Annotated in this window: 10 protein-coding genes; 2 read left to right on the top strand and 8 right to left on the bottom strand. The window is 68.7% G+C overall.

Annotation, left to right across the window (positions count from 1 at the left end; translation table 11 throughout):
* Positions 1-17 precede the first annotated feature (17 nt).
* The 5 genes from ACZ601_RS15730 to ACZ601_RS15710 all read right to left on the bottom strand — a co-directional run bounded on the left by ACZ601_RS15730 (position 18) and on the right by ACZ601_RS15710 (position 4978).
* Positions 18-677 (bottom strand): CoA transferase subunit B, encoded by a 660-nt coding sequence (locus ACZ601_RS15730; RefSeq protein ID WP_469537826.1) that lies wholly within the window; start codon positions 675-677, stop codon positions 18-20.
* Positions 677-1459 (bottom strand): CoA transferase subunit A, encoded by a 783-nt coding sequence (locus ACZ601_RS15725; protein ID WP_469537823.1) that lies wholly within the window; start codon positions 1457-1459, stop codon positions 677-679. Before ACZ601_RS15725 ends, ACZ601_RS15730 begins: the two co-directional genes overlap by 1 nt.
* Positions 1460-1539: 80 nt before the next feature.
* Positions 1540-3171: a bifunctional 3-(3-hydroxy-phenyl)propionate/3-hydroxycinnamic acid hydroxylase MhpA gene (mhpA, locus tag ACZ601_RS15720; RefSeq protein ID WP_469537820.1), complete on the bottom strand. Its 1632-nt coding sequence runs from the start codon at positions 3169-3171 to the stop codon at positions 1540-1542.
* A gap of 4 nt (positions 3172-3175) precedes the next feature.
* The gene (locus tag ACZ601_RS15715; RefSeq protein ID WP_469537818.1) at positions 3176-4102 is read right to left on the bottom strand and encodes a VOC family protein; all 927 of its coding nucleotides are present in this window, start codon (positions 4100-4102) and stop codon (positions 3176-3178) included.
* A 33-nt stretch (positions 4103-4135) separates the two neighbouring features.
* Entirely contained in the window at positions 4136-4978 is an 843-nt protein-coding gene (locus ACZ601_RS15710) for a fumarylacetoacetate hydrolase family protein (RefSeq protein ID WP_469537815.1), read from the bottom strand.
* A 241-nt stretch (positions 4979-5219) separates the two neighbouring features.
* Between ACZ601_RS15710 and ACZ601_RS15705 the strand changes: the two genes are divergently transcribed.
* The gene (locus tag ACZ601_RS15705) at positions 5220-6053 is read left to right on the top strand and encodes a FadR/GntR family transcriptional regulator (protein ID WP_469537813.1); all 834 of its coding nucleotides are present in this window, start codon (positions 5220-5222) and stop codon (positions 6051-6053) included.
* 126 nt (positions 6054-6179) lie between these two features.
* Here ACZ601_RS15705 and ACZ601_RS15700 read toward each other — a convergent pair whose 3' ends face one another.
* The 3 genes from ACZ601_RS15700 to ACZ601_RS15690 form a co-directional block, all read right to left on the bottom strand.
* Positions 6180-7313, bottom strand: a complete 1134-nt coding sequence (locus ACZ601_RS15700) for a ricin-type beta-trefoil lectin domain protein (RefSeq protein WP_469537810.1) — start codon at positions 7311-7313, stop codon at positions 6180-6182.
* Between the two features lie 45 nt (positions 7314-7358).
* A complete protein-coding gene (locus ACZ601_RS15695; RefSeq protein ID WP_469538506.1) occupies positions 7359-8765 on the bottom strand; it encodes a glycoside hydrolase family 76 protein in 1407 nt (468 codons plus the stop codon).
* Between the two features lie 240 nt (positions 8766-9005).
* Positions 9006-11618, bottom strand: coding sequence for a lectin (locus ACZ601_RS15690; protein ID WP_469537806.1), 2613 nt, complete (start codon positions 11616-11618; stop codon positions 9006-9008).
* 555 nt (positions 11619-12173) lie between these two features.
* Here ACZ601_RS15690 and ACZ601_RS15685 point away from each other — a divergent pair.
* Positions 12174-14522 carry a ricin-type beta-trefoil lectin domain protein gene (locus tag ACZ601_RS15685; protein WP_469537803.1) on the top strand — a complete coding sequence of 783 codons (2349 nt, stop codon included), beginning with the start codon at positions 12174-12176 and terminating at the stop codon, positions 14520-14522.
* Positions 14523-14733: the final 211 nt, after the last annotated feature.

Genomic DNA, 14733 nt, shown 5'->3' with positions numbered 1-14733 from the left:
CTCTCGCCTGTCAAGACTCAGTGACCTTCGTCATCTCCCGCCCGCTCCGGGACGTGCAGCGGTGCCGCGGTGGCCGAGGCGACCTGCGCGGGTGTGACGCCAGGGGCCGTTTCGATCAGGACCAGCCCGCGGTCGGTGACGTCGAGGACGCCGAGGTCGGTGATGATGCGGTGGACACAGCGCCGGCCGGTCAGCGGGAGCGCGCATTCCGCGACGATCTTCGGGGTGCCGTCCTTGGCGGTGTGCTCCATCAGCACGATGACGCGCCGGGCACCGTGAACGAGGTCCATCGCCCCGCCCATCCCCTTCACCATCTTGCCGGGGATCATCCAGTTCGCGAGATCGCCTTTGGCGGAGACCTGCATGGCGCCGAGGACGGCGGTGTCGATGTGGCCGCCCCGGATCATGCCGAACGACAGCGCGGAGTCGAAGAAGGCCGCGCCGGGCAGGACGGTGACCGTTTCCTTGCCGGCGTTGATCAGGTCCGGGTCGACCCGGTCGTCGGCCGGGTAGGGGCCGGTGCCCAGGATGCCGTTCTCGGACTGGAGCACCACGTGCACGCCTTCGGGTACGAAGCCGGGCACGAGGGTCGGCAGTCCGATGCCGAGGTTGACGTAGTCGCCGTCGTGCAGTTCGGCCGCGGCTCGGGCAGCCATGTCGTTCCTGGTCCAGGTCATCAGCGGGCCACCGTCTCTCGTGCCGGAGGCGCGGAGACCGTGCGCCGTTCGATCTGTTTGTCGTCGGCCTGTCGCGGGGTGAGGGCGATGACGCGCTGCACGAAGACGCCGGGCAGGTGGATCTCGTCCGGGTTCAGGGTTCCCGGCTCGACCAGCTCCTCGACCTCGGCGATCGTCACGCGGCCCGCCATGGCGGCCAGGGGGTTGAAGTTGCGGGCGGACTTGTCGAAGACGAGGTTGCCGTGCCGGTCCCCCCGGGCCGCCCGTACCAGGGCGTAGTCGCAGGTGATGGCCTCTTCGAGGACGAAGTCGCGCTCGTCGAAGGTGCGGGTCTCCTTGGCCGGCGAGGCAACGGCGACGCCGCCGTCGGCGTGGTGACGCCAGGGGATCCCGCCGTCGGCGAGGGGGGTACCGACACCTGCGGGGGTGTAGAAGGCGGGTATGCCGTGCCCGCCTGCTCGCAGGCGTTCGGCCAGGGTGCCCTGTGGTACGAGCTCGACCTCCAGTTCGCCGTTCAGGTACTGGCGGGCGAACTCCTTGTTCTCTCCCACGTACGAGCCGGTCACCCGCGCGATGCGGCCCGCGCCCAGCAGGATGCCCAGACCGTGCTCGTCGGTGCCGCAGTTGTTGGACACCGCACGCAGGTCCGCGGCGCCCTGGTCGTAGAGGGCGGAGATCAGGGCGGCGGGGATGCCGCAGAGACCGAATCCGCCCACGGCGAGCGAGGCGCCGTCCCTGATGTCGGCCACGGCGCGCGCCGCGGAGGCTGCTGTCTTGTCCATGGGGTCCTTGTGGTCCTTCTCTTGGGTGGCCCGAACTCCGTGCGATGTCCGGGCCACGCGGCAGCGGTGGCGGGACGCGTCTACTCCACGGCCATGAGCGGTTCGGGAGCGGGACTGACCGCGCCGGGGGATATCGGGTGGTGCAGTTGCTCGCTCAGCTGGCCGATCAGTTCGCGGAGCTCCTTGCCGGTGGACGCGGCCCCGAAGAGGTAGAAGTCGGGCCGGACGACCGCGGCGACGTGGCCGTGCTCGCGCAGGTGGGGCAGGAAGCCGGCGGCTGTGTCGAGGTACCCGTCGTGGGGTGCGTTCTCGCTGTACAGGGGCACGACGGTGGCCCTGATGCCGGTGAGGAAGTCCCGTTCGGCGTCGTTGAGTGCCTCGGCCGGCCGGTGGCCGTCGGTCAGGATGGTGAAACCGCCCCCGGTGAGGCTGTCCAGCAAGGCGGTCCGTCCCCGGTACGTGACCTCGTACTGAGGGGTGAGGTGGCCTACGTTCTCCGCTCGTTGACCGTCCGGCGTCTGCCGCAGGACGCCGTCGCCCAGGACCGGCGGCGGGGGTGCGGGCAGTGCGTACCTGGGGTCGGCGCCGGTGGCGATCATGCGGGCGTCGCGTTCGGCCGCCTCGTCCGGGTCGAGGACACAGATGACCTGGCCCAGGGCCATGGACATGCCGATGGCGTGCTGGACGTGGTCGCTGCGTTCGCTGGTGTAGGTGTCGAGCAGGTCGGGCCGGGCCCGGCCGGAAAGGACCAGGTCGAGTTTCCACCCGAGGTTCATCGCGTCCCGCATGCCCGAGCACATGCCCTGGCCCGCGAACGGAGGCATCTGGTGGGCGGCGTCGCCGGCCAGCAGCAGTCGCCCTTCGCGCCACCGGTCGACCCACCGTGCCTGGAAGGTGTAGACCGTGTGGCGCTCGATCGTCGTGTTCCGCTCGGTACGCCCCCACGGTTCGAGCAGCTTCCAGGCCGTTTCGAGGGTGTTGAGTTCCTCCACACTCTCGTGCGGAAGGCGCAGGAATTCCCAACGGCGCCTTCCGGGCCCGCCGGAGACGATGGTCGTGGGCCGTGCGGGGTCGCACAGCTGCCAGTTCATCGGCGACCACGTCGCCTGCTCGTGGGGCCGGGTGTCGATGATGAGCCAGTCGTGGAAGAAGCCCAGATCGGTGACGGTGGTGGCCATACGGGAACGGACGAAGCTGTTCGCACCGTCGGCGCCGATCACGTACCGGGCACGTATCTCCCCCGGGCCGCACGGCCCGGACGTGGTCAGGTGGACCAGGTCGTCCGCCTCGTGCAGATCCGTGACCTCGCAGCCACGGACAACCGTGACAGAGGGAAGCTCTTCCGCCGCATTCGCCAGCACGGCTTCGAGGTCGGGCTGCGAGAAGAAGCTGGCGGTGGGCCAGCCGGAGGATCCGGTGCCGGACCAGTCGATGCGCACCAGGGCCTCGCCCTCGTGGTTGCGCCACTCGTAGTGGTCAGGGACCGGGTCGGTGACGGCGCGCACCGCCTCCCCGACACCGGCGGCCTGGAAGATCCGGCCGATCTCGTCGTCGAAGTGCACGGCGCGGGGAAGTTCGTAGGGCCTGGGCCATCGTTCGAGTGCGATGACATCGTGTCCGGCGCACCCCAGCAACAGGGCCAGCATCTGTCCGACGGGGCCGAAGCCCACGATCGCGACGTCGTGCACGGGCGCCGTGAATTCCTGGTTCATGGGGCTACCTCGACTCACTGTGGGTGCCGGTCATCAGCGCGGCGAGGTCCTCGGGGGCCAGGAAGGACGGAGGCGGCGGGGGTCCCCAGCTGAACAGTCCCTTGGCCCCTTCCAGGACCTCGGGCGTCCAGAGCTGGTCGTCGACGATGCAGTCCATGTCGGAGTAGTACTCGCTGAAGTTGCCGGCCGGATCCTTGAGGTACCAGAAGAAGTTGGAACCGGCGTGGTGGCGGCCCAGTCCCCAGATGTGACGCTCGGGGTGGTCCTCCAGCATGGCGGTGGCACCGCGGCCGACCTCGTCGATGTCGTCGACCTGCCAGGACGAGTGGTGCAGGAAGGCGACCGGCGCGGCCAGGACCAGGATGTTGTGGTGGTCGGTGGAGCAGCGCAGGAACGCCCCGTGGCCCTTGATGTAGTCCGAGGCCCTGAAGCCGAGGCCGTCGCGGAAGAACGCGGTCGTGGCCTCGAAGTCGGTCGTCCCGACGACGGCGTGGCCGAGCTTGCGCGGCTGTACCCGGCCGGTGCGCAGGATGCCGGGCGCCCGGGTGCCGGCGCGCTCGGTGCGGCCGGGTCCGTTGTAGACGGTGGCCGTGACCGGGTCCTGGACGAGCCGGGGGGTGACTTCGAGGACGGCGCGTACACCGGTGGGCTTGTCGTAGGCGGTCAGCGTGGTGCCCGCGAGGTCGCTCGCCGTTCCGAGGCGGTTCAGTCGGGAGGCGGCTGCCGCCAGGTCGTCGGGCGTGTCCACGCCGATGCGTACCTCGATCAGGCGGCGGGCCGGCGCGTGAACGATCCGCAACTGGCGTCCGGCGTCCCGGGTGGTGAACCAGCCGTCGCCGTCCGGGGTGAGTCCGAAGTCGGTGTAGTACGCGGCGGTCTGCGCCACGTTGGGGACCCCCATGGTGAGGGAGGTCAGACGGTGCAGTGCCATGAGAAGGACTCCCTTGTCCGTCGGTCAGGCCGGTCAGCCGACGAAGGTCTGACGGAGTTCGCCGATGCCCTCGATCGTGGAGACGAGTTCGTCCCCGGGGGCGAGGAAGCGCTGCGGGTCCCGGCCCAGGCCCACGCCCGCGGGGGTGCCGGTGAAGATCACGTCTCCGGGCAGCAGCGGCAGGACCGCGGACAGACCGGCGATCAGCGCCGGCAGGGAGAAGATCAGGTCACGGGTGCGGCCCTTCTGGACCTCCTCGCCGTTGATCGCGCACCGCAGTTCGAGATCGTCGGGGTTCTCGAACTCGTCCGGGGTGACCAGCCACGGTCCGATGGGAGCGAAACCGGGGTAGGACTTGCCGAGACTGAACTGCGGAGCCGGCCCGGCGAGCTGCACGACACGTTCGGAGATGTCCTGCCCGACCGCGAGACCCGCGATGTGGCTCCACGCGTCCGCCTCCGTGACGTTCTCGGCGCGGGCGCCGATGACGGCGACGAGTTCGACCTCCCAGTCCGTGTGGCCGCCCGGCGGCAGGGCCACCTTCGTGACCGGGCCGCTGATGCTGGTGACGTACTTGGTGAACACCGGCGGCAGGCCGTCAGGAGCGACGAAACCGGACTCCGCCGCATGATCGCGGTAGTTCAGCCCGATCGCCAGCGTCTGGCGAGGCGCCGGCACGGGAGACCCCAGGTCTGAGGCTTCGAAGGGGACACCGGCCGGCAGGCCGGCGCCGTCGGCCCACGCCCGGAACTCGTCCCAGCGCTCGTAGACGGACTGGGGGTCGGCGGCGAAGACGCCTCCGCTGGCCCGCTCGACATCGATCGCACGGTCCTCGGCGATCAGGGCCAAGCGGCCGGAGAGGTTGGCGATACGCATGGCAGCACTCCTGACACGGGAAGAGAAGGTCCCTGAGCGGTGATGGGCTGTGACGTCCAGCGGAGGGACCACGGAGCAGCCGGTCCGGATGAGTGGGCCCGCCGGTGAAGACGGAGCCCTTGTCTCATCCGCCGGGTATTCAGCATGATGATTACCTTGATGTTGCGTCGGCGTCACCCGCGACGTCAAGGGTTTCAGCGATAACCTTCATGATGAATATGATGAACCACTGGGAGAAGTCTTGACGGCCACACCGGACAGCGCACGGGAAGCGCGACGGCGCACCCCCGCCAGCAATGGCTCCGAACTGCGCTCCTCCCCCGGCCCAAGCGCCGGGACCGGGCCCTCACAGGCACCCCGGAAGTCCAGCAGCACGTCCCGGGCTCCGTCGGCCGGTCGCGCCGAAGGGGCGGCCGAGCACGTCGCGGCACTGGTCGGCGCGGCCGAGCCGGGGTCGCGGCTGGGGACCAAGGAAGAGTTGCGCAGCCAGTGCGGCGTGTCGGTAGGGACCTTCAACGAGGCGCTGCGCCTGTTGCAGTCCCGCGGGCTGGTCACCGTCAAGCCGGGACCCGGCGGCGGACTGTTCAGCGCCGAGCAGTCCCCCATGGTCCGGCTCGGGAACTCGGTCCTCGCTCTCGACGCGCAGCAGAGCGATGTCGCCAACGCCGTACGGATCCGGGACGCCCTCGACCCGCTGCTGATCGAGGACGCCCTGTGGCACGCCTCGCCCGCCGACATCTCCGGCCTCAAGGAACACATCACGGCCATGGAGGCGGCCGTGGACACCGCTGACCCGGTGGCGTTCGTGCACGCGAACTGGCGGTTGCACGCCGCTATCGCGTCGATCAGCCCGAACGCCCTGCTCAGCTCCCTGTACTCCAACCTGCTGGACCTCATCGAGGCCCACACGCTGACGGTACTGCCGGCCAGCGAGGAGCCACTGGAGCACTACATCGCCCACCGCCACGAACTCCACCGCGATCTCGTCGACGCCCTGGAACGGCGCGACCGCGAGGCAGCGCTCCAGCTGATCCGTGAGCACAACACCAGTCTCCAGCCCGAGGAGGCCGACTGAGTGCGGGTTCCTCTTCGGCGCCGGGCGGCCCATCGCACCGTCGCCGGGGACGGTGCGATGGGCCAATGGGTCAGACCGTCGTCCACTTCCGGAATGGGTCAGACGGTCGTCCACTTCCGGAAGGGGTCAGACGGTCGTCCACTTCTGGTTGGAGCCACCGTTGCAGTCCCACAGAACCAGTTGGGTGCCGTCGGTGGTGGAGCCTGCGGGGACATCGAGGCACCGTCCGGATGCCGGGTTCCGGTAGCCGCCGTCGTAGGCCTGCCAGGCCTGGTTCGTTCCGCCGTTGCAGTCCCAGAGCTGCACCCGGGTGCCGTTGGCGGTGCCGAGGCCAGTGGCGTCCAGGCACTTGCCCAGCACCCGCAGCGTTCCGTTGGATCCTGCGGTCCACCACTGCGCGTCGGTGTTGTTGCAGGACCACAGCTGGACCGCGGTGCCGTTCGTGGAGCTGCCGCCGTTGACGTCCATGCACTTGCCGGCGCTCGCGGACCTCACCTGGCCGCCGGTGCGCACGGGTTCGCCGATCCAGCCGGCGTCGTCGGCGGCCTGGATGCCGCTGTCGAAGGCCTCGGCCATCTTGCGGTAGCCGACGTCATTGGGGTGCAGCCCGTCGGCCAGGTCGCCGGTGGTCAGAGCACCCATGTCGACGTAGCGGACATGCTGGCCTGCCGCCTGCTTCGCCTGGACCATCGCCGGGATGCGCTGGTTGTACCCGCCCCTGTTCGCCTCGATCGTGGGGTTCGTGGAGACGGTCAGCGACGCGACCAGCACGGTCGCGTCAGGGGCGTCGGCCACCACCTGGTCGATCAGGGAATTGAGCCGGTCCGGTGCGGTGGGTACCTGGTAGTCCTGCCCCAGGTCGTTGGTGCCGATCATCAGGGTCACGACGTTGGGCCGGTAGCGGGACAACGAGGCGTCCGCGATGGAGGCGATCTGGTCGATGCGCCAGCCGGAGTGGCCTTCGTTGTCGGGGTCCGTCATGGAGCCTGCCCGGGACGTGCCGACGAAGTCCAACGAGTAGCCCTTGGCGCTCAAATCGTCCCAGAGCGGGCCCCGATAGCCGTTTCCGGTGCTGCTCCCGAGGCCGTCGGTGATCGAGTCACCCAGGGGCATGACGCGTAAGGCGGAGGCCGCCGCGACGGACTGCTCGCCCGGTGCCGCGGCCCGCTCGGCCGCGCTTGCGGGCAGCGTGCCGCCCAGGAACAGCCCGGTGGCGGCAGCCAGCGTCAGGCCGAGAGTTGCGAGGGATCTCTTCTTCATCACCAGTCCTCATCGAGTGGAGTGTGAATGTCTCAGGGGGTTCCCTCAGCCCGTGGCGGCGTTGAGGAGGTCGAGAGCGCTCTGCTGGCAGCCGTAGTCACCGGCGCCGTTGCCGCCGCTCCAGTGCGGGCCGTACTGGTCGAGCGCGTTGCGGTCGTGGTCGTAGGCACTGTCCGCCCAACGCGTGAGCGTCGCGGTGTAGGGGTGGTCCGCCAGCTGCCGGTTGAGCGTGCCCAGGCCGCGTACGTAGGCGCCCTTGAAGCTCGGGCCGTCGCCCGTGCAGCTGTCGCCCTCGCCCGGTTCGCGCAGGACACCGTCCGTTTCGAGCCGGGTGGTGGAGGAGTCGGCCAGTTCGCGGGCCGTCGTCAGGAGACCGTCGTCGCCGGTGGCCTTGTGGAACTCGGTCAACGCGCCCAGGATGACGCCCTGGTTGTAGGTCCAGGTGGGCTGGCCGTTGTTGGCGCAGGCATCGGTGAGACCGTCGTTGATCATGCGGTCACCGTTGATCATGCCGCTGCCCCGGAACCAGTCCCACTCGCTCCTCGCCCGGTCCAGATACGTGCTGTCGCCGGGGATACGGTTGTGCAGGGCCGAGTTCAGCTGGAGGTACAGCTCGTTGGTGATGGCGTTCTTGTAGTTGCCGTCCGTGCTCCAGCGGACCCCGCCGCCACACGTGTCGTTCCAGTTCGCGTTCATGTGGTCCGCGTCGGCCCGCGCCGTCTCCAGGTAGCGGCTGTCACCGGTCACGTCGTACGCGTCGATCCAGGCCAGCCCCCACCACCCGGTGTCATCGAGATACCCGTTGCGGAACTGCCCTCCCTGCGCGTTGATGTTCTTGTCGTACGTCTCGGCGATGGCGTAGGTGTAACTGCCCATGCCACTGATCCGGCTGTTGTCGATCACCGCCGTCAGCGCGTTCGCCGCCGTCCACCAGCCGTTCCCGCCGAACAGCTTGCTGCTCCGGTCGAACGACATCATCAACGCCGTGGCCGCCGCGGTACTCCGGCTGCCCGCGTTCCAGTCCGTCCGCGCCCAGGCGGTACACGCGATCCCTCCCCCGGCCGGCTGCCCGCAGGCCCGGAGAGCCCCCACCCCCTCGGTGTTCCAGTCATCCACGTTGTACATCTGGGTACGCCAGCCCTGCCCGCCGTCGGGCACGGCGGTGTCGCCGAGACGGCTGCCCGAGCCCCACGTCCGGCCACCGTCCATCGAACGGTCCAGCCAGACCTGGTCGCCGGACCCGCCGCCGTCGATGGACGCCCAGCCCATCGCGGCGGCATCGTCGAAGTGCAGCTCGATCGACCTCCCGGCCACCGAGGCGGTGACCGGGACACGATCCTGGGTGCTCTGCGCGGGGTCCCGCGCATCGCAGTACGTGTTGCACACGGCCGCAGAGGGCGACGCCGCGGCAGCCGTCGGCACACCGGCGGAAAAGGAGGACAGCGTTGCCATCAGCACGAACAACGCCAACGAGGTGGACCTCTGTGACTTCATGAAACGGACTCCCTTGCCTCTCGGTCACGGCCGGAAACGCTCCACCGATGGAGGAGAGCGCTCTCTGGCCTGTACGTCGGACGGCCCGCGCCGACGTGCGGCACACGGGCGATGCGCGTGGTCATGTCTTCGGCGCCCCGGATGGCACACCCGTCCGCACGGGCGTGCCATCGCGCGGGGCGGAGGAGCGCCCCGGTCTCAGGAGGGCAGACTCCATTTCTGGTTGTCCCCGCCGTGGCAGTCCCAGATCTCCAGCTGGGTGCCGTCGGCGGTGCTCGCGTCGGGTACGTCGAGACAGCGGCCGGACTGGGGGTTGACCAGTGCGCCGGTCGAGGCGGTGTGACTCCATTTCTGGTTGTTGCCGCCATTGCAGTCCCACAGCTCGACCGGCGTGCCGTTGGCGGCTCCGCCGCTACCCGTGACCTCCACACACTTGCCCAGCACCTGGAGGGATCCGTCCACGGCCACCGTGACGCGCTGAGCGGCGGAGTCGTTGCAGGTCCAGAGCTGGATCTTGTTGCCGTTCACCGTCGAGCCGGAGTCGTCGTCCAGGCACTTGTCACCGATCGCCGACTTCACCGCACCGGAAGGCGCTACGGGCGGCCCCGGGGGCTTGGCACCGCCATCGCCTCCGTACGACGGCGGCGCGGAGGACGCGGCGGTGGCCCAGTCGGTGTTGGCAGCCGTGCCCAGTTCGAGGTCGAGCGTCCCGCCGCCGGTCGCGAAGTCGGCCGGCAGGTAGGCGTTGTTCCAGTCGGCGCCGTTGAGGGTGGCGCTCTGTACGTAGGGGGCGTTGCCGGCGGCCTGCGGAGCGTCGACGACCATGTGCCGGCCGTTGCCCAGGGCCACGTCCACCTGGGTGAACAGCGGGCTGCCCAGGGCGAGATCGGAGGTGCCGGGGGTCTCGGGGTAGAAGCCCATCGCGGACCAGACGTACCAGGCGCTCATCGTGCCCAGGTCGTCGTTTCCGACACCCCACTTCGCCGGGTCGTTCGGCCACAGCTGGTCCTGGACCTTGCGGACGATCTCCTGTGTCTTCCAGGGCTGCCCCACGTAGTCGTACTCCCACGGCAGCTCAATGGACGGTTCGTTGCCCAGGTCCGCGTGCGATCCGCCGGATCCGTTGAACTCGGACAGCACACTGTCCAGGTAGTCCACGTACTCGCTGTTGCCGCCCATGGCGTCGGCCAGCCCGCGGATGTTGTGCGGCACCGCCCCGGTGTACTGCCAGGACGTCCCCTCGACGAACTGGTCACTGCTGCTGGGGTCGAACTCCGGCTTCCAGGAGCCGTCCAGCCGCTTGGGCTGCATGAAGCCGCTGGAGGCGTTGAAGGCGTTCTTCCAGTCCTGCGCGCGGTTGGCGAACTGCGACTGGGTGGTGGTGTCCCCCAGCGCGCCCGCGAAGGCGGAGGTGGCGAAGTCCTGTGCGCTGTACTCCAGGAGTGTGGCGACGGAACCGTAGAAGTCCCGTGGGTAGGAGCCGTCGGACGGCAGATAGCCGTACTTGGTCTGCAGGTCCAGGCCCATCCGGATCGGGTTGGTGGTGGTGCCCTCCTTGATCATGTCCGCCTTGGCCGCCGCGGTGTCGAAGTCGCGTGCGCCGAAGGCGTAGTAGTCGGCGATGATCGCCGGGCCGGGGTCGCCGTTCATCACCTGGGTCTCGGCCGAGTTGAGCGACCACTTCGGGAAGAATCCGGCCTGCTCGTAGTCGTTCACCAGGGACTGGGCGCTGTCGCCGGCCTGTTCCGGTGCGACCAGGGCTTCCAGCTGTGCCTGGGTGCGGTAGATGTCCCACCCGGAGTAGGTGCCGTACTGGGCCTTCTGGCCTCCGGACACCGTGTGGACCTTCTTGTCGAAGCCCCAGTACTTCCCGTCGCTGTCACTGAGCAGATTCGGGTGCAGCAGCGAGTGGTAGAGCGAGGTGTAGAAGACTTTTTGCTGGTCGGACGAGCCACCGGTGACAGCGATCCTGCCGAGCACGTCGTTCCACGCGTCGTGTGCGGCGGTCCGGGTTCCGGTGAAGTCCCAGTCCGGGTTCTCCGACTCGCGGTTGGCCGTGGCCCCCGCGATCGAGACATACGACAGGCCGACCTTGGCCTGCACCGTGCGGTTGCCGGTCGTGTCGAAGGTGAGCGAATTGCCCCCGTCAAAGGTGCCGCTTCCGGTGATCGGCCGGTCGAAGACCATGTCGAAGTACGCGGTGTAGGACGGGGCCGAGGCGCAGAAGAGGCCGGCGTCCACGGAGCCCCTGACCTCGGTGCTGCTCACCTTGTCGAAGTGCAGATTGGTGGCCTTGTCGGCGTTCAGCTTGAACAGGAGATTGGCCTGTGTGGTCGCCGGGAACGTGAAGCGCGCCATGCCGGAGCGCGCGGTCGTGGTCAGCTCGGCGCTGACCCCGTTGTCGAGGTCGACCGAGTACGCGCCGGCGCTCGCCGTCTCGTTGCCGTGCGAGAAGCCGACGGTCGCGTTTCCGTCGATGCCACCGGTGGTGGGCAGGACCGGGATGTCGCCCATCGCACCGCAGCCGGGACCGGAGATGTGGTTGAGGCTGAAACCGGTGACAACGTTGTCAGAATATGCGTAGTTACCGCCGGGCGGACGGGAGTCCGTGTCGGGGCTCCACGAGACCATGCCGAACGGCATGTCGGCTCCGGGGAAGGTATTGCCCCCGTTGGAGGTGCCCAGCAGCGGATTGACCAGGGAGGCGGGGTCGGTCACCGCGGCCGGCGCGGCGGCGTGCGCGACAGTGGTCGGCGCGGCGAGTCCCAAGGAGAGCAGACAGGTCGCGAGGAAGGTGCGCCATCTTTTCATCGTTGCGGCTCCAGGTACGGACAGCACGGCTGTCACCGGACCGGTGGGGGGAATCCCCGAAAGCAAAAGGCAGGGCCGCGACACTTGTCAACGCAATCGACCGAAATCGCGAACAGAGACCAACAGAGGTCGGAGCAAAGGCCGTTGAGTTCCCGGCATGGAGAGCCATGGATCGCGGACGCCTTTCGATTGACCCGACCACACGCCCAGACCGTTGACGCGGTCATGCCTAATGGCTAGCTTCAGAGAGCGCTCTCCTTGGCCACCCCTGCACCCCCCTCGCATCCCGGCCAGAGCTCTCGCGGGCGCCTCGGGAGTCCCCATGCAGCCTCGACGAGGACGGATTGGCCACAGAAAGACAACGTTGTCAGGCACCATGCGCAGCACAGCTCCGGACCGCCCGCGCCGGCAGACGCCTTGGTCACCGTCCTGTTCGCGGCCGCCTGCCGGCCGGGGACGGGGGCCCGGAGACGAACACCGCACCGCGTTGGCCGAAGTTCTCCCAGAAGAAGGATGTCGATGATGAAACGGCTACGGAGACTTGCCCCCTTATGGGTGCTGACCCTTCTCGCTGCCGTGCTGGCGGTGAGTGCCGCCCCCGCACAGGCTGCGACCACGTCCGTCACTGTGGACGGAGCCCGGAGCGGCCGGACCTTCGACGGTATCGGCGCGATCAGCGGCGGTGGCGGCAACTCCCGTCTGCTGACGGACTATCCGGCCGCCCAGCGGTCCCAGATCCTGGACTACATGTTCAAGCCCGGCTACGGGGCGAACCTGCAGCTGCTCAAACTGGAGATCGGCGGGGACGCGAACTCCACCGACGGATCCGAGCCATCGATCGAACACGCCCGCGGGACCATCAACTGCAACGCCGGGTACGAGTTCTGGCTGGCCGAGCAGGCCAAGGCCCGTAACCCCGACATCGGTCTGTACGGGCTGGCCTGGGCCGCACCCGGCTGGATCGACGGCGGTTTCTGGTCCACCGACACCATCAACTACCTGATCTCCTGGCTGGACTGCGCCAAGCAGCACAACCTGGACATCAAGTACCTGGGCGGCTGGAACGAGCGCGGCCATGACGTCGACTGGTTCATCAAGCTGCGCTCGGCGCTGAACAAGGCCGGGTATTCCGGCGTCCAGCTCGTCGCGGACGACAGTGGCTGGGGCGTCGCCGACGACATGGCGAACAACCAGGCGTTCAACGACGCCGTCTCGATCATCGGCGCGCACTACTCCTGCAACGGGGGCGACGGGGGCGACGCCAAGACCTGCTCCAGCAGCACGGCGGCGAAGAACAACGGAAAGCCGCTGTGGGACAGCGAGAACGGCTCCCAGGACATGGACACGGGCGCCCCCGCACTGATCAGAGCGATCACCCGCGGCTACACCGACGCGAAGATGACCAGCTACTTCAACTGGCCCCTGATGGCCGCGATCTACCCGAACCTGCCCTACAACACCGTCGGCCTCGCCACCGCGAACTCACCCTGGTCGGGCAACTACCGGATCGGCGCGAGCACCTGGGCCACCGCCCAGGTCACCCAGTTCACCAAGCCCGGATGGAAGTTCATCGACTCCGCCTCCGGCTACCTGGGCGGCGACGAGAACAACGGCACGTACGTCACCGTCAAGTCGGACACCGGTTCCGACTACTCCACGATCCTGGAGACCACGACGTCCACCGAGCCCCAGACAGCGGACTTCACCGTACGGGGCGGCCTGTCGACCGGCACCGTGCACGTGTGGGCGACCGACGTCAACAGCCCCAGCGACGCGAGGTCGTTCATCCACACCCAGGACATCACTCCGGTCAACGGCTCCTACTCGCTGACGATGCAGCCGGGCTACGTCTACACGGTCAGCACCCTCGGCGGCCAGGGCAAGGGCACCGCGACGGCCCCGGCCGCGCACCCGCTCGCGCTGCCGTACAGCGACGACTTCGACGGCTACGACGACAACACCCAGGCCCGGTACATGTCCGACATGCAGGGCTCGTTCGAGGTCCAGCCCTGTGCGGCGGGCCGGGCGGGCAAGTGCGTGCAGCAGATGGCTCCGGTCAAGCCGATCGAGTGGCAGGACGACTCCGACTCGTACACCCTGACCGGCGATCCGAGCTGGTCCAACTACACCGTCAGCTCCGATGTGTTCCTGCGCGGCGCCGGCACGACCGAGCTCCTGGGCCGCGCGAACACCCAGCTGCGTCCGCAGTCGCACATGAACGCGTACTACCTCCGCATCCGTGACACCGGCCAGTGGTGGATCGAGAAGATGCTGACGGACGGTTCGAACCACACCCTGGCCACCGGCACCACCACCGCGCTGGGGACAGGCAAGTGGCACAAGCTGTCGCTCACCTTCCAGGGCTCGCAGATCACCGCCGAGCTCGACGGCAACCGGTTCGGCTCGGTCAGCGACGCCTCCTTCCAGACCGGCCAGGCGGGCCTGGGTATCCAGGGCTACCGCACCGACCAGTTCGACAACCTGTCCATCACCCCCGGCACGGGCGGTCCCCCCACGGGCGGCACGGGACAGGTCAGCTCGGTCCTCAACGGCGACAAGTGCCTGGACGACTACACCGGGTCGACCACCGCAGGCGCCGTCGTGGACATCTGGGACTGCAACGGGTCCCCCGCACAGCAGTGGACCGTGGGCAACGGCTCCGTCAAGGCCGGCGGACTCTGCCTCGACGTGGTCGCCAACGGCACCGCCAACGGCTCCCTGGTGAACCTGTGGACCTGTAACGGCGCCGCGAACCAGCAGTGGAACGTGAGCGACGGGGCCCTCGTCAACCCCCAGTCGGGCCGTTGCCTCGACATCCCCGCCCTCGACACGGCCAACGGCACCCAGCTCGACATCTGGGACTGCGACAACGGACCGAACCAGAAGTGGAACCTCCCTTCCTGATCCACCGGTCAGCCGGGCGGGGCGGGTGCGAACAGCGCACCCGCCCGGCTCCCGGCGAGGATCCTCGGGGCCACGGTCACCGAGCCCGCCGGGGCGGATAGCATGTCCGCGTCTCGTCTCATTCTCATTGCCGAGGAGCGAGTGGTGTGCCGGGAAGCCTGGTCGGCGACGTAACTGTCGCGCGCCCGGAAAGGCTTGCCGTGCCCATCGC

The organism is Streptomyces sp. NPDC104307 (assembly GCF_055584045.1).
This window is presented reverse-complemented; position numbering and strand designations above follow the sequence as displayed.

What these genes read in the sequence shown, in the direction of transcription:
- ACZ601_RS15725 (WP_469537823.1), bottom strand. Translation starts at nt 1,459, where the DNA reads ATGGACAAGACAGCAGCCTCCGCGGCGCGCGCCGTGGCCGACATCAGG.
- ACZ601_RS15730 (WP_469537826.1), bottom strand. Translation starts at nt 677, where the DNA reads ATGACCTGGACCAGGAACGACATGGCTGCCCGAGCCGCGGCCGAACTG.
- ACZ601_RS15715 (WP_469537818.1), bottom strand. Translation starts at nt 4,102, where the DNA reads ATGGCACTGCACCGTCTGACCTCCCTCACCATGGGGGTCCCCAACGTG.
- ACZ601_RS15700 (WP_469537810.1), bottom strand. Translation starts at nt 7,313, where the DNA reads ATGAAGAAGAGATCCCTCGCAACTCTCGGCCTGACGCTGGCTGCCGCC.
- ACZ601_RS15695 (WP_469538506.1), bottom strand. Translation starts at nt 8,765, where the DNA reads ATGGCAACGCTGTCCTCCTTTTCCGCCGGTGTGCCGACGGCTGCCGCG.
- ACZ601_RS15710 (WP_469537815.1), bottom strand. Translation starts at nt 4,978, where the DNA reads ATGCGTATCGCCAACCTCTCCGGCCGCTTGGCCCTGATCGCCGAGGAC.
- mhpA (WP_469537820.1), bottom strand. Translation starts at nt 3,171, where the DNA reads ATGAACCAGGAATTCACGGCGCCCGTGCACGACGTCGCGATCGTGGGC.
- ACZ601_RS15690 (WP_469537806.1), bottom strand. Translation starts at nt 11,618, where the DNA reads ATGAAAAGATGGCGCACCTTCCTCGCGACCTGTCTGCTCTCCTTGGGA.